The 16,113-nt window shown below is 61.3% G+C and carries 18 protein-coding genes and 2 tRNA genes; 12 read left to right on the top strand and 8 right to left on the bottom strand.

Annotated features, from left to right (window positions below; all coding sequences use genetic code 11):
• The first annotated feature begins 70 nt into the window (after window positions 1-70).
• From M1R55_RS03070 to M1R55_RS03030, 9 genes are all read left to right on the top strand, one after another.
• Window positions 71-1,885: a sensor histidine kinase gene (locus tag M1R55_RS03070; RefSeq protein ID WP_249393276.1), complete on the top strand. Its 1,815-nt coding sequence runs from the start codon at window positions 71-73 to the stop codon at window positions 1,883-1,885.
• Window positions 1,882-3,096: a hypothetical protein gene (locus M1R55_RS03065; RefSeq protein WP_249393275.1), complete on the top strand. Its 1,215-nt coding sequence runs from the start codon at window positions 1,882-1,884 to the stop codon at window positions 3,094-3,096. Before M1R55_RS03070 ends, M1R55_RS03065 begins: the two co-directional genes overlap by 4 nt.
• Window positions 3,093-3,785 (top strand): response regulator transcription factor, encoded by a 693-nt coding sequence (locus M1R55_RS03060; protein ID WP_249393274.1) that lies wholly within the window; start codon window positions 3,093-3,095, stop codon window positions 3,783-3,785. The genes M1R55_RS03065 and M1R55_RS03060 overlap by 4 nt, the downstream gene beginning before the upstream one ends.
• Entirely contained in the window at window positions 3,782-4,006 is a 225-nt protein-coding gene (locus M1R55_RS03055; RefSeq protein ID WP_249393273.1) for a hypothetical protein, read from the top strand. Before M1R55_RS03060 ends, M1R55_RS03055 begins: the two co-directional genes overlap by 4 nt.
• An 11-nt stretch (window positions 4,007-4,017) precedes the next feature.
• The gene (locus M1R55_RS03050) at window positions 4,018-4,506 is read left to right on the top strand and encodes a hypothetical protein (protein ID WP_249393272.1); all 489 of its coding nucleotides are present in this window, start codon (window positions 4,018-4,020) and stop codon (window positions 4,504-4,506) included.
• Window positions 4,466-5,290 (top strand): transposase, encoded by an 825-nt coding sequence (locus M1R55_RS32030; RefSeq protein WP_371827146.1) that lies wholly within the window; start codon window positions 4,466-4,468, stop codon window positions 5,288-5,290. Before M1R55_RS03050 ends, M1R55_RS32030 begins: the two co-directional genes overlap by 41 nt.
• Window positions 5,226-5,528 carry a transposase gene (locus tag M1R55_RS03040; protein WP_249393270.1) on the top strand — a complete coding sequence of 101 codons (303 nt, stop codon included), beginning with the start codon at window positions 5,226-5,228 and terminating at the stop codon, window positions 5,526-5,528. The genes M1R55_RS32030 and M1R55_RS03040 overlap by 65 nt, the downstream gene beginning before the upstream one ends.
• A gap of 318 nt (window positions 5,529-5,846) precedes the next feature.
• Entirely contained in the window at window positions 5,847-6,020 is a 174-nt protein-coding gene (locus M1R55_RS03035; protein WP_249393269.1) for a hypothetical protein, read from the top strand.
• 62 nt (window positions 6,021-6,082) lie between these two features.
• Window positions 6,083-6,526, top strand: coding sequence for a DUF3995 domain-containing protein (locus tag M1R55_RS03030; protein ID WP_249393268.1), 444 nt, complete (start codon window positions 6,083-6,085; stop codon window positions 6,524-6,526).
• 254 nt (window positions 6,527-6,780) lie between these two features.
• On the opposite strand, the gene M1R55_RS03025 is transcribed toward M1R55_RS03030, so the two are convergent.
• The 3 genes from M1R55_RS03025 to M1R55_RS03015 all read right to left on the bottom strand — a co-directional run bounded on the left by M1R55_RS03025 (window position 6,781) and on the right by M1R55_RS03015 (window position 9,693).
• Window positions 6,781-7,527: a chlorite dismutase family protein gene (locus tag M1R55_RS03025; protein WP_249394111.1), complete on the bottom strand. Its 747-nt coding sequence runs from the start codon at window positions 7,525-7,527 to the stop codon at window positions 6,781-6,783.
• Window positions 7,528-7,646: 119 nt separating this feature from the next.
• Window positions 7,647-8,681: an aldo/keto reductase gene (locus M1R55_RS03020; RefSeq protein ID WP_249393267.1), complete on the bottom strand. Its 1,035-nt coding sequence runs from the start codon at window positions 8,679-8,681 to the stop codon at window positions 7,647-7,649.
• Window positions 8,682-9,066: 385 nt separating this feature from the next.
• Window positions 9,067-9,693, bottom strand: coding sequence for an acetoacetate decarboxylase family protein (locus M1R55_RS03015; RefSeq protein WP_249393266.1), 627 nt, complete (start codon window positions 9,691-9,693; stop codon window positions 9,067-9,069).
• 22 nt (window positions 9,694-9,715) lie between these two features.
• Between M1R55_RS03015 and M1R55_RS03010 the strand changes: the two genes are divergently transcribed.
• Window positions 9,716-10,078 carry a VOC family protein gene (locus M1R55_RS03010; RefSeq protein ID WP_249393265.1) on the top strand — a complete coding sequence of 121 codons (363 nt, stop codon included), beginning with the start codon at window positions 9,716-9,718 and terminating at the stop codon, window positions 10,076-10,078.
• A gap of 16 nt (window positions 10,079-10,094) precedes the next feature.
• Here M1R55_RS03010 and M1R55_RS03005 read toward each other — a convergent pair whose 3' ends face one another.
• Window positions 10,095-11,219, bottom strand: a complete 1,125-nt coding sequence (locus M1R55_RS03005) for an AI-2E family transporter (protein WP_249393264.1) — start codon at window positions 11,217-11,219, stop codon at window positions 10,095-10,097.
• Window positions 11,220-11,367: 148 nt separating this feature from the next.
• Between M1R55_RS03005 and M1R55_RS03000 the strand changes: the two genes are divergently transcribed.
• Window positions 11,368-11,441, top strand: a tRNA-Cys gene (locus tag M1R55_RS03000).
• 26 nt (window positions 11,442-11,467) lie between these two features.
• Window positions 11,468-11,542: transfer RNA gene (locus M1R55_RS02995), tRNA-Val, on the top strand.
• 957 nt (window positions 11,543-12,499) lie between these two features.
• Here M1R55_RS02995 and M1R55_RS02990 read toward each other — a convergent pair.
• The 4 genes from M1R55_RS02990 to M1R55_RS02975 all read right to left on the bottom strand — a co-directional run bounded on the left by M1R55_RS02990 (window position 12,500) and on the right by M1R55_RS02975 (window position 16,111).
• Complete coding sequence (locus M1R55_RS02990; RefSeq protein ID WP_249393263.1) at window positions 12,500-13,525, bottom strand: IS630 family transposase; 1,026 nt, start codon at window positions 13,523-13,525, stop codon at window positions 12,500-12,502.
• A 66-nt stretch (window positions 13,526-13,591) separates the two neighbouring features.
• The gene (locus M1R55_RS02985; protein ID WP_249393262.1) at window positions 13,592-14,683 is read right to left on the bottom strand and encodes a hypothetical protein; all 1,092 of its coding nucleotides are present in this window, start codon (window positions 14,681-14,683) and stop codon (window positions 13,592-13,594) included.
• Between the two features lie 7 nt (window positions 14,684-14,690).
• Complete coding sequence (locus M1R55_RS02980; protein ID WP_249393261.1) at window positions 14,691-15,116, bottom strand: hypothetical protein; 426 nt, start codon at window positions 15,114-15,116, stop codon at window positions 14,691-14,693.
• Window positions 15,080-16,111: an MBOAT family protein gene (locus M1R55_RS02975; RefSeq protein WP_249393260.1), complete on the bottom strand. Its 1,032-nt coding sequence runs from the start codon at window positions 16,109-16,111 to the stop codon at window positions 15,080-15,082. Before M1R55_RS02975 ends, M1R55_RS02980 begins: the two co-directional genes overlap by 37 nt.
• Window positions 16,112-16,113: the final 2 nt, after the last annotated feature.

The following is a 16,113-nucleotide window of genomic DNA, read 5'->3' as shown; positions in this document are numbered from 1 at the left end:
CCCCCCTTCCCCCTTTCGGCGGAAGCCCGCGCCTACCCACCCGCCCTAGCCTGCGTGCATGATGAGGGCCATGACCGCCCCGCCCCCCCTTCCCCCTGCTCCCGCTCCCCGGCGGGGCGTGTGGCACAGGCTGTTTGCCGATGTGCTCGATCCCTACGCCTTCCGGGTGGCGCTGTATGTGTTGCTGGCGCTTCCGGCGGGCGGCCTGGTGTTGGGGCTGCTGCTTGTAGGTGTGGTGGGCGGCGTGCTGACGCTGGCCCTGGTGATCGGCGCGGCTTTGCTGCTGGGCGCACTCTGGTTGGTGGGCGGCCTGGCCGACGTGCAGCGCGTGATGGCCGGACTGCTGGGCGTGTCGTTCGTGCGGGCGGGGCCAGCTCCGGCCTACACGGGCGTCTGGCCCTGGGTGCGGGCCACCCTGTCCGACCCGGCCACCTACCGGGCGCTGCTGTTTCATGTGGTGCAGTTTCCGCTGGCGGCACTGTGCTGGGTGGTACTGGCTACATTGCTGGGGCTGGCGCTGGGCGCACTGGCCTCGCCGCTGTGGTGGCTGCACCCGCCGTTGTTCCCGCTGGTCTGGCAAGATTCCACCGTGACGCCGGGGTTGCCTGTGGTGGCCGGACTGTTGTTGCTGGGCCTCGGCAGTCTGCTGGTGCTGGGCGGCGTCCTCAACCTGATGGGCCGGATGTGGACGCGCCTGACCTTGGCCCTCCTGGGCGGAGATATGGGCTACGAGGCGGCGAGGCGAGAAGTGATGGCGCTGCGGCGGGCAGCGGGCCGGGTAGCACTGGGTGACGATCTGGACGCGACTTTGGCTGATCTCGCAGTGCAGGCACGGCTGGCAAGTACCGCACAGGCGGTGGCGCTCTTGGCCCCTGACGGCACTTCTCGGGCGTCCAGCGGCACGGCCCCCGCAGAATGGTTTCAGGAGTCTGGGTCAGCCCGGCCTGATCAGCCCGCCCCCGTACCGCAAGGAGAGGCCGACGTGCGCTATACGGCAGGCGGGGCCACTTTGGTGTCTTTTCCGGTGTCGCTGCCCCCCTCTGCCGAGGTGCTGGACGGCGGCATGCTGCAGGCCGTCTATACCCCCGGCACGCGCCCCGGCCCCGATGAACTGGCCTTCCTGCTCTCTATTGCCGACCACGCCGGAACTGCCCTGCACGCCGCCCAACTGATCGAGCGGGCAGGCACGCGGGCTGGAGAACAGGAACGCGCCAGGTTGGCCCGCGAACTGCACGACAGCGTGGCGCAGGCGCTGTATGGCATCACGCTGGGGGCCAAAACTGCCCGCGCCACCCTAGACCGAGACACCGAAAAAGCCCGCGCCAGCCTCGATTACACCATCCGTTTGGCCGAGGGCGGCGTGTCGGAGATGAAGGCCCTGCTGTTCAGCCTGCGCCCCGACGCATTGGAAGAAGGCGGCTTGGTGGCGGCCCTGACCGGACACGCGCAGGCGATGGAAGCGCGGCACGGCCTGACCGTCTTTGCCGACCTGCCCGCCGAACCCCACCTGACGCCTGACGCCCAGGCCGCCGCCTACCGCGTGGCGCAGGAAGCCCTGCACAACGTAGTCAAGCACGCCCGCGCCCATCAGGTGTGGCTGAGTGTGGTGCAGGCGGGCGGCTGGGTCACGCTGACGGTGCGCGACGATGGGCGCGGCTTCGACCCGCAGGTGCAGGGCCGAGATACACAGGGCCGGGGAACCTTGGGCCAGCGCAGCATGCGCGAGCGGGCAGCGGGCGCGGGCGGCACGCTGGACGTGCGGAGCGTGCAGGCCTCAGAGTTTGGAACAGCTTCAGGAATGGAGTCGGGAACGACGATTACTCTGCGCCTGCCGGCTGCCCCGTCCGAACGCGTAGCCGCCGTGCTGACCGGGGCGCAGTCATGACCCGTCACCATCCAGCCAACCAGACTGGACAGCCGATTCCGCCCGTGCTGGCACGGATGGCACTGGGGCTGGGGCTGGCGGTATTGGGCGGCACGCTGGCCTGGAACACGGTCACGGTGCGGCCTACCCCCGGCTTACGCGGCAGCCTCACGCCCATCAATGTTTCGCAAGATGGGTTGGCGGCGGCGTCAGTGCGGCTGGAAGGAGACCGAACCGACCTCCGGCTGGGCGCTCTGGCCCCCGGCAGCGCCGACTTGCTGGGCGGCACGGCCACGCACCGCACGCGCAACCCTGTCAGCATAGATACGACCCGCACGGGGGGCAGGCTGGAGGCGGCGGGTCTGAAGGGCGCCACCATGACCGCCGCCGTGACCCTGAACGTGCAGCCGCTTCAGCGCGGCGTGACCGTGACCGGGGGGCCGGAGCCACTGCAACATCGCCTCGACCTGCGCCTGAGCCGGGGCGTGCCGATTACCCTGACCACGCGCACGGTCACGGGTGACCAGACCCTCGACCTCAGTGCCCTGAGAGTGCGTGCCCTGACCACCCGCACCACCTTCGGCAAGCTGAACATTACCCTTCCGGCGCGGCAGAGTGGCCCGCTGTCTATCGTAAGTGCTGCCGGGAGCATTACCGTGCTGGCCCCCATGGGAGCCGCCCCCGAAGCCCTGCGCGTGAACGCTGACGGCGGCAATCTGGCCCTGAACTTGGGCGCGGCGCGGGTGCAAACGCTGAGTGTGGGTGCGTCGGGCGGGAGTGTGCGCCTGACTCTGCCGCAATCGGGCCGAAGCAGTGTGAATGCGGGGCGGGGCAGTGTGACGGTCAGTGTGCGCCCCGGCACTCGCGGCAGCCTCGATATTCGCGCCGGGGCGGGCCGGGTGCTGTTGCGCGTGCCGCAATCCCTCAGCCTGCGCGTGCGCTTTACGGATCGTGACCCGCTGGTGCTGCCGCTGCCCGCGCCTGCTTTGCCGGATGCTTCGGCGGAAGCAGGAGAGCTAGCAGGGGAGACGTTGCCTCCTGAAGCTGCTCTTCCAGAGACGCCGCCACCTTTCATTCCCCCCGCGCTGGACGTGTTCGTAGACGCACCCGCCACAGCCTTTACGCTGGCCTACACTGACGCCGACACGCCCGACGATTCCCTATCTGTTCCAACTCCCACTCCCGACACCTCAACTTCTAACAGCACTTCTGACCCCCGGAGGAATCCATGACCCAGCCTCAACACCCTGACGACGCCCCCCTATCAAGCCAAACCGCTCCCCGCAGCGTGCGCGTGCTGCTGGTAGACGATCATGCGGTAGTGCGCCAGGGCCTGCGCCTGTTTTTGGGCCTTGACCCTCTGATAGATGTGGTGGGCGAGGCCGCCAACGGCGAAGAAGCTTTGGCCGAAGCCGCCCGCCTGCGCCCCGATGTGGTCGTCATGGATCTGATGATGCCTGTGATGGACGGCATTACCGCCACGCGCCTGCTGCGCCGCCAACTGCCCGACACCGAAGTGATTGCTCTGACCAGCACGCTGGAGGAACACAAGGTCAACGGCGCGATTGACGCCGGGGCGATGGGCTACATGCTCAAAGACGCCTCTAGCGATACCTTGGCCGAGGCGATTCACGCCGCCGCACGCGGGGAAGTCAGGCTGCACCCGGAAGCAGCCCGCCGTCTGGTACGCGATTTCCGCTCGCCCGAGATGCGCGAGAACCTGACGCCCAAAGAGGTGATCGTGCTGCAACTGATCGCGCACGGCCACTCCAACCGCGATATTGCCCAGGATCAGGGCGTGGCAGAGGCCACCGTGAAAACCCATGTCAGCCGCCTGCTGGGCAAACTGGGACTGGAAAGCCGCACCCAGGCCGCCCTGTACGCGCTGCGGCACGGGCTGGCCACGCTGGATGAAGGTTGAATTTCCGACTCCTTCCGCTGTTTGCGCTGCCTCTGCTGATGCTGGGTGTGCCGTTGGCGGGTAGCTTGGCGAGTGTGGTGCGGGGCGTGATGCTGGGCAGTGAAGATGGTATGAATTTACTGGTTGTGGCGGCTCTGTTGTTGCTTCCAGTTACAGTTTGGCGGCGCTGTGCATCTGGGCCAGTCAGCGCAATAAGGGCGCGGCGTGGGGCGCGGGTTTAGGCGTCGTCATCGTGGCAACTGGCGTGAACTTTTACCTGTCGATGCCCGAAAACCTTCAAGAGGGGGATATTCCCTACACCGTCTACGTATTGTATGGCTGGCTGTTTCCGCTGATGCCTATTGCACTCTTAGGCGGCGTGGTGGGCGTGGCGGTATGGCCGGAGCCAAAACGGGCCAGGCACCCTGCGATGCCGCTTGTGCCCTGGCTGTGGCCGCTGCTGATTCCACTTTTTTCCATCGTTGCCGTGACGATCTTTCACATACTCGTCCTGGCTGGTGAACCGTTTGATTTTGCTCTGGTTTTGTATCCCGTCCTCGCCGTTGTAGCTTTGGTGGGACTCATGTTGCTGCCGCTCGTCCTCCTGCGTCAGCAAGCCAATCGCACCCAACAAGCTCAACTGAGATCTTGCATTTTTCCAAAACGATGTCTGGAACGTGCTTTTGGCCCCATAGTGGGGTGTGAACCCAAAAGAACCGCGCTCCAGACGCCTGTATTCTGACATCCTCACGTGCTTTTCAAGGGCGCAGCATCGGGCCTCATTTGAGGTGTTTCTTGATCTGCTGCTGGATGGTTCTGGTCGCCCCCTCCCAGAACGGGCCACCGTGAAGTCACCGGCAGCCATCAGCCGGTTTTTGAACCATGCCGCATGGCAGACCCGGCAGCTCTGCCGGGTCATGCGCCAGCACGCGTTGCAACTGTTGCCGGATGAATGGCGACTTCGGCCTCATCAGCGACCTCGACTTGACCTGTTGGTCGATTTGACGAGCTTGGAAAAGAGTGGCAAGTTCGCTGACCTGGACGACTGGATGCACACCTTCAACAGTGTTCATGGCGTCCATCTGGTGGTGCTGTATCTGTGTTGCGGTCAACTGCGGTTGCCTTGGGCGGTTCAGGTGTGGCGGGGCAAAGGGACGCCTTCCCCTGCACAACTGGCCCTGAAGTTGCTCCGCACCGTTGCACGACTGCTGCTGTCGGGGAGACGGCGCCCTCGTCTCCATGCAGATGGGGGGTTTGAGAGCGTCGAGTTCATTCAAGGCGTTCTCGCCCAGGGCTTGGACATCGTGGTGGGTGTCCGTTGTACACGCAAGCTCGAGGATGGCCGTCAGGTGCAAGATCTCATGGTTAGAGGCAGTCTGGTCAAGCCCTGTGGGCTTGACCAGATCATGTGTCTCTTGGGTGTGGCTTTACCGGAACAAGGAGCCAGAACAACGCTTTGTCATGTCCAACGTCAATCTCGGCGGCGTGTATCTGGCACGGGTCGGGAAAGGGCGTTGGAGGATTGAGGCGTTCTTTAAAACGATCAAGGGGCGTTTCGGACTTGAACGCTTTGCCCAACACAGCAAACAGGGCGTGTTCCGCTGGTGGTGTTTGTCCACCTTGGCCTTTTTTCTCTGTCATTTCCAAGAGTTGGATGGCGCCGTGAGGAAACCGCAGGTCTGGCCGGATTGGGGAGTGTTGGCGAGAACCATACGGTTCTCGTTTGTTCCAGAAGTACGTCGTCAAGCACTTCTTCTAGAGTGAGCGGCACTCAACGCCTTCCAGCACGCACAAATTCCCCTCAAAACTTGAACTGCAAGATCTCAGGCAACCCCGTCTCAGCGCATGGTGGGGCGTTTGCGCTGGCTTGGCGCTGGCCGTGTTGGTCTTTGAAGTTTGGATTGCCACTTCTAATTCTCTTGGCCTACTGTGGATTTTGAGCCTCGCTCTCCCGTTTGTCGGCTACGGCTTGGGCCTCATCTGGGGCGAACGCCGGGGCAAGATTGCTGCACCCCCAACGCCAATACACCCAAATGGCTAGGCCGTCAGACTCGCGTCACGGCCTGCGCTCAGGCTAGCCTCATGTTGAGCCGCCCCCTCGTTTTCTTGCCTCTCTTGCTGATCGTGGGGCTGGTTGGCGTATCGCTTCTCTCGCTGGCCGTGCCCTTTCCAGAATCGCTGTGCATGATCCTCACGGCTTATGCGCTGGGCTACGGCCTGCTGCTGCTGGGCCAAACCGGACGCGAAACCGCCTGAGCGCCCAGCATTGCCAGCCTGAGCAGGACATTCTTCTGGGCCAAAAGGTGTCTGATCACCCTATGTCAGACAAACTCCCGGCTCCCGCTTCAATGCGCTTTGCTTCTGTGGGGGCTGCCCTGATGACGGGGGCCATTTCTGCACTGCATGTGTACTGGGCTGCCGGGGGCCGCGCCGGACTAAGTGCTGCATTGCCTCAAGACACAACGGGCAAGCCCATGTTCTTGCCCTCAACCGCCGCAACGCTGGTGGTCGCCGCAGGTCTGGCAGGCATGAGCGGCACAGCCCTGCTCTCTCAATCCCAGAGTGCAGCCAGATTACGCTGGCCTCTGCGTCTGATTGCTGGTGTGTTTCTGGTGCGTGCGATAGGCGATGGCCGCAGCGTGGGCCTGACCGGTCAGCCGTCAGGTACCCAGTTTGCCCGGTTTGACGCCCAACTCTATACGCCGCTGTGTTTGCTTCTGGCCGCACTTTATGGGGTTCTGGGACTGAAACGGGCCACTTGATCCTGCACGATTCCAGACCTTCCAAAACACCACAGAGCCAAAACAAAAAATCCGCCCCTCACGGACGGCGTTGGTCTTGCTTGATAAGTAGAAATATAGCGCGGTATGCAGGGCGTGTCAACCCGATCAGGCCGGAGTAGATTTTGTCGTGCTGGACGGAATTTATAGGTCGCCAAATAGAGGGCGAATGCATACAGCAAGCGGGCGTCAGAGGCGAATCATGCCGCCTGACGCCCGCTTAATGTGCGTGAGCCTTACGCCAAATCGTCCAGCACGCCTGCCAAGTCCTTTTTCACGCATGTAAACATGGGCGTGTCGGTCAGGGTGTACAGGCTGGCTTGCGTGTAGCGCAGACGGTGAACCAAATCCACAAATTCCTGCGGGTGGTCGGAATCAAAACTCACCACGAATTCCTGATCGTCTATGCCGTAGCTGTAACTGGTGTTGATCCGCACGCCCTTAAACGGCACCGAGGCGTGAATATGCTCGTCCATCATTCCTTGGCGGCTGTGCGGCGTCAGGTCGTACCACGCCCGCGTTTTCACGAACGGGTAGATAAACAGGTATTGCCCCTGCCCCGGCAAGATTTCCAGCCCGTGCCCGCTGCCGTCCACGCGGTTGGCGTACTGGCTGCGCTTGTTCATGCTTACAAAATTGTACGGCTGGGTCAGGTAGCCCATCAGACGGGTGCGGTTCAGGCGGCCCTGCGCTTCCTGAAACTCGCGCACATCGAAGGCGATGCGCCACAGCATGAAATCCACATCGGCCCGCACGCCCACCAGCGAGTACGGGCGCTGAATCAGGCCTTTCTCGGCGGGCGCACTTTCAGTCCAGCCCTGCGCGGCGGCCAAAAACTCAGCCTTCAGTTCCTCGCGTTCGGCGTGTGGCAAGCGGCGAAAAGCCGGGTCAAGCTTAAAGAAGGCATAGTTCAGGAATTGACGGTTGGCCCGGTCAGGCTCGCGCCCGGTGACCTGACCGCTGGGGTCAAGGTCAACCATCATTTTGGGGCGGCCCCCGCCCGCCGGCGCACCTGTCGGGCGTCCAGTGGGTGCAGGTGGCGTGCCCTCATTCTGCGCTGGAGTCTGGTTCGGTTGTTCGCTGCTCATATCCTTATCTCCACTCACCGCACAACCTCCCCGATCAGGTTGGTGTTCAGGCCAAAGTTGGCGGCGTACAGGGCTTGAATGCCTGCATATTCAGCGTCGGTCAGCGGAGTGGCACTTGGGGCGGCGGCATATTCCTCCAGACCTTTTTCGTCGTAAATATTGGGAATCACCGACGCCATCGCTGGCGAACGCAGGGCGAATTGCAGGGCCAGTTGTCCAATCGTGCGGCCCTGTACGAACTCAGCCTGCAACTGCTCCACCTTCTTCAGCCCGTCTTCCATCCACGCCTTGCGCTTCTCGTTGGTGGTCATGCGCCAGTTGCGGTGGTCGCCGGGTTCAAAGGTCGTGTCCAGCGTCATATAGCCTTCCAGCAGCCCCGATGCATGCGGCACACGGGCCATCACGCCCACGCCCTCGGCCTCGGCCACAGGCAGGATTTGTTCTCCCAACACCTGTTCCAGCAGGTTGTAAATGATCTGCGTGGGGGCGCGGCGCTCCCGCACACTGGCAATGCCTTCCTCAATCTGGCGCTCGTTCAGGGCTGGCCCCAGCGCCGTGCCATACGCCCGAATCAGTCCCTCGGCTTTCAGGGCTTCCAGTTCGGCAAATAGGTCGTCACTCTGCGCGGAGCCGGGGGCAATCGCGTCCAGGCGTGGGTTGTGCAACTGGTAATAGTCGATGCGGTCTGTGCCCAGGCGGGTCAGGCTGCCTTCCAGCGCCTTTCGCAAGTAGGCGGGCGTCCAGTCGTGCGGGCGCTCCTGTTGGCCGGGGCGTTCGGGGTTGTTGTAGATGTCGTAGCCGAATTTGGTGCCGATCATCAGGTGATCGCGCACGTCGCCCAGCGCTTTACGCTGCAATTCCTCGGCGCGGCCCGAAGCGTAGGTATCGGCATTGTCAAAAAAGGTGATGCCCAATTCGAAGGCGCGGCGCAGCAGACGGATAGCCACGTTTTCGTCTTTTACGCCCCACCACGTCGTTCCCACCGTCCACACGCCAAAGCCAACGGCGCTGAGGGTCAGGTCGGTGCCCAAAAGCTTCCTGTATTCCATACCTGCACTATTTCACTGTGCCGCCGGGACAATGCACCCCGACCGACAGGTCAGGCGGAAGTATGCAGCGACGCAGGCAAAGGCGTCGAAAAAATGTCGTCTGGGACGCTTGCTATCCTAGTCACTCGCATGATTTGACTGGGGCTGCATACCGCGCTATATTTGTTCCTATCAAGCAACACCACCACCGTCCGAGCAGGGCGGATTTTTAATGCCTTGAATCAGCGGGCGGAGTTGTGGGTATTCAGCCCGCGATAAGTTGACGAGCCGGAAACACCATGCAGCACGGCAAGATTCTGACCCATGTGCATGATTTGACATGCCCTGCATATCACGCTATATTGGCCTCATCACCGTCCGAGCAGGGCGGATTTTTCGTTTTGGCTCACTCAAGCGCCACACCATCAACCCTCTCCGGCACCGGGAAGACCAGCCGAAGCTCCTGCACAGCCAGCGTCAGCAGGGGCCGAAGCTGCATGAGTGGCGCGTGGAATCCGGCGGCGTCCAGCACGGTCAAGCGGGCGGATTGCGCTGTGCCGACGGCGTTCACTGGGGTCAGAAGCCAGCCAGTTTTGCCATCCAATGCGGGTTGGGCCAGTGTGCGGAACTGTGCGGGCACGGGGATGGTGGAAACGGGCAACGAGATTCCCCGCGTTCGGTAGGCCAGATGTGCCAACAAGTGTCCTTCTGGCGCGTGGATTCGGACTTGTGTTGTCTGGCCCTCTTGCTGCCACTCGAACCGTGCGAGGCCCTTGGGAATGCCCCAGTTGTGGCGGCCCCAGCGCACGCTGGCCTCGGTGCTGACCACGATGTTGTGCACCTGTGGGCGCGGCCCGACGGGCGACGGATTCGGCGCGGTGGCCCATAACAGCTCGTCGTATGGCCCCACTGGAGAATCCTTGTAGCGCACCAGCATCAACGCTCCCAGCGCTGCTTCCGCGTGTTTGCCGTACAGCGCAATCACGGCGCGTCCGTGCAGCGTCCAGGGGGGCGGAGCGGTGTCGGCGTGCATCGGTTCAGCGTACCGTAGAGGCATGCTCAAACATGTTTCCTTCCTCACCCGCGACCTGCCCGCCACGCTCGCTTTTTATACACATCTGGGTGGCCTGATCGAAAAAAACCTGACCACCGCAGAAGGCCACCGCCGCGCTGTGGTGCGCCTCGGCGGTGGCCTGTTACAGTTTTTCCAGATAGAGGGTGAGGTTCCCGCGCCGCATCCCCATTGGTCAGAACATATCGCCCTGCATGTGCCCGACTTGCGCGAGCTGTTGCCCGTGCTGCGGGCGTCGGGCGTGACTGTTACGCGGGACTTGCAGTCCAGTCCCAGTGGGCGCGACATGGCCTTTGTACAAGACCCGGACGGGCGGCAAGTAGAGCTGCTTCAGGCCGATGAATGAGCAGGTTGAGCCGCGCTCACGGCCCTTCGCTGTACACCCGGCTGGCGTAGTAGTACTTTTCCAGCAGTAGTTTGCCCAGTGCCACCACTGGCACGGCCAGCAGCGCTCCCACGAAGCCGAGCAGCGCCACACCGACCAAAATCGCCACCAGCACGGTAATGGGGTGCAGATCAGTAGTTTTGCTCAGAATGTACGGACTTAGGAAGTTGCTTTCGATCTGGTTGGCGGCCACGAACACCACGATGACCAGCAGCATCTTGACCCAGCCGTCGGGGAGTGCCAGCAACAGAGCGGGGGTGGCCCCCACCACTGGGCCCAAGTACGGCACGATATTGAAGGCACCCGCCAAAAAGCCGATGGCGGCGGCGCTGGGAATGCCCAGCAGGGTCAGGCCCAGCCACACGAACACGCCGATAAAAATGGCGATCAGCAGTTGCCCCCGCACGTAGCCGCCCACCGCTGTTCCCACGAGGCCCGACAGTTCCAGCACACGCGGCTGCCAGGGGCGCGGAAACACGCGCAGCAGGGTCACGTTCACGCGGGCGTAATCCAGCATCAGATACACGGAAAGCAGCAAAATCAGCAGCACCTGCCCGATAAACCCGCCGATAGACATCAGGCCTGCAAACACCGTACCAGACGAAGTGAGGGCGTTTTGCAGAATGGGGACGATGTTGTTTTCCAGACTTTGCAGGTAGGTTTGCGCCGCTTCGGTCAGGCGTTCGCGGGCATTGTCCAGGCCGGGCACGCCCAACCCCGTGAGCCAGCCCGTCAGTCGGTCTAGGCCCGAACTGAGTTGCTCCACCTGGCCCGGCAAATCCTGAAACAACTGGATAAACTGCGCGGAAATAGTGACGATCAAAGCCCCGGCCATTGCAAAGATGCCGCCGAACATCAGCAGTACGAACAAGACGCCCAGCCCGCGTTTGACCCTTCCGCGTTGCAACCAGTTCAGCAGAGGATTGGCAAGGTAGGCAATCAGGAAAGCCACCAAAAAGTCCACCACCACACTGGTGATTTGCCCCAGCAGGCGGTACGTCAGGTAGGCGGCCAGCCCGAAGACCAGCAACCTCAGCCACGGATTTCGCCACGCGTGCTGAAATGCGTTGTCATGAACTTCTCTGGTGGGTAAAGGTGGCATCACAGTGCCCCTACTCTAAGACCGCCCGCCGCCGTTGAGACGCCGTCCTGTTGAGGGTAGACACTCTTCTGACCCCGTGCTACTATTCCTTCCGCTGGCAGGAGCAACATCCCGCCTGCGGCACCTCAGCACCACCACGCAGACCCCCGGCGCTGTAGCCAAGTGGTAAGGCAGAGGTCTGCAAAACCTCCACCACCGGTTCAAGTCCGGTCAGCGCCTCCAAGTTTTCCCCGATTTTACTTAGGTTCAGATCCGTAGCTCAGGGGTAGAGCACTACATTGACACTGTAGGGGTCAGCAGTTCAAATCTGCTCGGGTCTACCAACCAAAACGCCTTCCTGGAGGGCGTTTTTTTTATTATGTCCCTAATCTGAATTGCCGTTTCTACGCCATTGCAGGAACCCGCTTCTAGTGCAGCAGCGAATTCTTCTTTTAGGCGCGGTTCATCAGCATGTTCAAGGCCCTGATAGTTAGCTAGGGAAACGTAGTTATGGCGCATGTCGTGGATGCGTAGAACAGCTTCTGAACTCTTGTGAGTGTCTTGGAAGGGGATCAGACGCACTCTGGATCATGCCCAAAGCAGAGAAGCCGATCTCAACACCAGCCCCGCAGCCAGACAACAGTGGCGGCAAAGGCGGATAAGCATAGAAGAACAGCGCCCCCGCTTTGGCTGTGGGTGAGGGCTTCCTCCTTTACCCTCAGCCTATGCATCCGCGTGACCTGACGCCTGTCGAACTCGCTGATCTGCTGGACACCCCTAAAGTCACGGACAAGTAAGGCGTTGTGAGGTTCGTGTCACAGAATCACGCGCACGCTGGGCCATGCCTGAAGCAGACAAGCCCTCGCCCCCGCCACCAGCGCCTGCGCCAGATACGGGCGGCACTAAAGGCGGGTAAATCCAGAGAGGACAATGCCAAGTCCTCTCCTGCGCTGATGGATGGGCTCTTTTTGTCCACAAAGTTAACTTGGGGGCGTTGATAAGTTGGAGCAGTGCGCGCAGCACCACTGTCACTCTCTAAAAATCCCTAACTGTTCCAAAAACATAGAGGACACGTCTGACACGCTACAAAAACCTCTATCAAGTTCAAAGAGACCGAAAAATACAGGCAGGCTTGAGCTAGCCATGCTGTGTTCGTCGAAAATCCGTGTCATTCTGCTTATTTGTCGGCCTATCTGTGACTCATTTGCAAGGCCAGCAACTGAGGTTTGTGTCGCAGAGGCGGCACCTCTGCCCGGCATCCGAATCGCTTTGCCCCCAATTAAGTACACCGCATTTAACATCTAGATAAACTTTGCCCCAAGAATCTTGAGCCCAGTCATGAGCGCGGCCCGGAGCTCAGTCACGGCGTTGTCACAACGACGCGGCATCAGAATCCCCTTCAACTTCCGCCACACCTCCTCAATGAGGTTCAGAAAGGGCGCATAGGGTGGAAGATACCGAAGGAACAGCCCCTGCTGTTCCCAAGACGCGCGTTGTTCCCTGAGTTTCGCGCTCCTGTGAAAGGGCGCGTTGTCCAGGACGACGACCGTGAGCTGGTTCGGGTCACCAACCGAGGCCAAGGTATTCAGATATGCGATCACCTGATCCCCGTTGCAGCTGCCTTCCAGTTCGCGAACTTCCAGCACTTCTTCGCAGGCGTGCAGGCTGTAGGTGCCGATGAGGTTGATTCGTCCAGAGGATCCCCACCGAGTGGGGATTTCAAACTGCTGCCCAGAACCTCGCTTAAACCACGTCGCCCCCACCGACAACATCAGAGAAAGTCCGGTCTGGTCGAGATATTTCAGGGTGAGTTTGCTGTCCAGTGCCCCTTTTAAGATCTCCAAAGAAGCCTGATGTGGTGCGATAATTTCAGGATCGAGCGTCTGAGCGGGTGAATATCGGGCGCGTTTCCAGCGGTATCCCAGACGTTGCAGGTGATTGGCCAATGCACGAGGTCGAATTCCCACCCCAAACTGCTGTGCGAGAGCCTCGCACAGCAGTGGAGCATTCCAGAAGCGCTGTTCTCGCAGTTGCTTGTGAAGAAACTGCTCCATCTCTGGCGTCACTTTCGAGGGCTGTCCAGGTGGACACTCATCGGCCAATCCGGGAATGCCGCGCTCCTCGAAACGGGTGAAATCATGGTGGATGGCCTGATGGTTCCGGCCAAAATGCGCGGAGAGTTGTGGAATGCTCCAGCCCTGTCGATGCAGCCGGAGAATGCTGGCCCGCAGGCGAACCTTCGGGTGGGTGTGTGGACTGATCTCCAGTTCCCGAAGCAGCTCATCAGCGTCTTCGGAAATGTCAATGCGGCGAGCAGGACGAGCCATGCTTAAGTCTACATGTTAAATGCGCTGTACTTAGGAAGGCTTTAGGGGCAGAGGTAGAATTTACGGCTATTCCTTGTACGCCACCCGCAGGAACCGTTCTGGAATCTCCCAGATCACGACCTGCGGAGGGTTATTTTGGCGGTCTTCACTTTTCAGGTAGTCACGCATAGGCACAATCGGGCCTTTGCCCTCTTTCGCGGCGTTCAATACTTCGGTTTTGAGGGTCTGCGAGAGTACCCCGGCAAAGTGCCACACGTTGTCTTTACCCTCGGCGCTGTAACTGGTGCCGACCAACGTGACGGCCAGGGTTTCTTCTCCTAGCAGCCCGCCGCCCTCGTCGGTGCGCGTGTATTCCAATTCCCGCACCTCGTCGGGCGCTGGGCCGGGCACGTAGCGCAGGAGGTCGCCGCTGCGCTCAACCGCTGCTCTGGCCTTCACGGCGTACTGTGTGGGCGGCAAATCGGGGGCGAGTTCTGTGATAGCCGGGGCCAACGCTTGGGCGGCTGTCGCTGCTCCATACGGTGTCCAATGGGTATCGGTGCGGAAGAACAGGTCGCCTGCATCTTCCTGCTTTCCTCCCTGAAGGCTGGCGAGCAGATCAGGCGCAGCGATCCCTGCTTGGGTGAGGGCGGCCCGGAAGGAGGCGTAAGTATCGGCCTTCTGGCGGGGGACAGGTGCAGACAGGAACTCGGAATACAGGCGGGTTTTGGCGGGAATCAGGGCAATGACCAACTTGGCCCCGTTTTTGGCAAGCTCGTCCCGCACTTCAGTGATGTAGTTCAACTTGGCCGCAATTTCTGCCTCGTCTTGGGCTGCCGTCTGGTATTCCTCGCTGGTAAACAGCCAGCCCTCTTTGCCCACCAATGCGCCGTCGCTGGCTTCTCCAAACAGGCGGTAATTGAGGCGGCCCCACAGATTCACGCTGAGGTCACGCCACGGCACTTTGGCATCCAGACCTTTTTCCCAGGCCAGTTGCCAGGTGCCCGTCAGCATGTCCTGGCCCGCCACGCGCTCGCGGAAGCCGGGACTGCTGAGGGTGCCCACTGCGCCCAAACCGACCCCACCTAGCAGGAAAGCAGCAGACAGCCAGTGCAGCAAGCGCGGCGCGGCGGCATTGTCTGCCTTACGTTTTACGGTGTCCTGAGCAAATTCAGTCATTCAAACCTCAGAACTGGAAGTACAGAAAGGGCGTGTAACTTTGCGCCGACAATTTCAGAATGGCGACCACGAACAGTGGCAGCAAGACCAGGGTGGCTCCCACCGCCAGCCGTGGCCGCAGCAACCGGCTACCCACATCGCCGACCCGCGCCCCCCACACCGGTGCACCAAAGACCAACACCGTGCCCAGCAGCATCGTGACCAGCACACTGCCGCGCACCTGCCAGGCCAGCGTGTCGCTGATGCCTATCCCGTTCAGGCCGATCATGCCCCGGTACATCCGGAAGGCGTCTGGCACGTTGTCGGCGCGGAACATGACCCAGCCCACCATCACCAGCAACAGCGTGCCGGGAATGGTCAGCCACGCCGCGCTGGGTTTCCACAGGTCGGCCTCTTTCAGGCGGCGTTCGATGGCCAAATGCTGCCGTGCCACATCCCCCACAGTACAAACGTCCAGTTGGCCCCGTGCCACAGGCCCCCCAGTACCATCGTCAGCCACAGGTTCAGGTACGTGCGGGCGCGGCCATAACGGTTCCCGCCCAAACTGATGTACAGGTATTCGCGCAGCCAACTGCTCAGGCTCATGTGCCATCTGCGCCAAAATTCCGTGATGGAGCGGCTGATACACGGATGGTTGAAGTTTTCGGGGAACTTGAACCCCATCATGGTGGCCAGCCCGATTGCCATATCGCTGTAACCGCTGAAATCGAAGTACAACTGGAGGGTGTAGGCGGCGGCCCCCAGCCAGGCGTCGGCCATCGTGGGGTCAGGTTGATTGAAGCTGGCCGTGACCAGCGGCGCGATGGTGTCGGCAATCAAGACTTTTTTGGCAAACCCGGTCATGAAGCGGGTGACCCCGTAGCTGAACTTTTCCAGCGTGTGGGTGCGGGTGCGGAACTGATCGGCCAGCAGGTTGTATTTCAGCACTGGCCCGGCAATCAGGTGCGGAAACAGGGCGATGAAGGCCGCAAAATCCAGCAGCTTATGCGTGGGCGGTTCTTCGCGCCTATACACGTCCACGATGTAGCTGATGGCATGAAAGATAAAAAAGCTCAGGCCGATGGGCAGCAAAATGGGTGTCCAACTGAAGGCTTGCAGACCCAGGCTGGTGGTCAGCGCATTAAAGCTCTCGATGCCGAAATTGGCGTACTTGAAGTAGGCCAGTGCGCCGAGATTCAGCACGATGGCCGAGATCAGCGTCCAGCGCCGCTTGGGGCCGTCTGGTTGCCTGTCCAGCACCAGGCCGTAGGCATAGGCCACGCCCGTAATAGCCATCAGCAACCACAGGCAGTCCAGTCGCCACCAGCCGTACAGCGCGTAACTGCCCGCCAGAATCCACGCGCTGCGGGCCTTGAAGGGCAAAAGGTAATAGACGATCAGAAAGAGCGGCAGGAACAAGAACAGGAAGACGTTGGAACTGAAGACCACGG

Origin of the sequence: Deinococcus sp. QL22, assembly GCF_023370075.1 — a bacterium.
In the GTDB taxonomy this organism is placed as follows: domain Bacteria; phylum Deinococcota; class Deinococci; order Deinococcales; family Deinococcaceae; genus Deinococcus.
The sequence above is the reverse complement of the archived record's forward strand: the minus strand, read 5'-3'. Positions and strand labels throughout refer to the sequence as shown.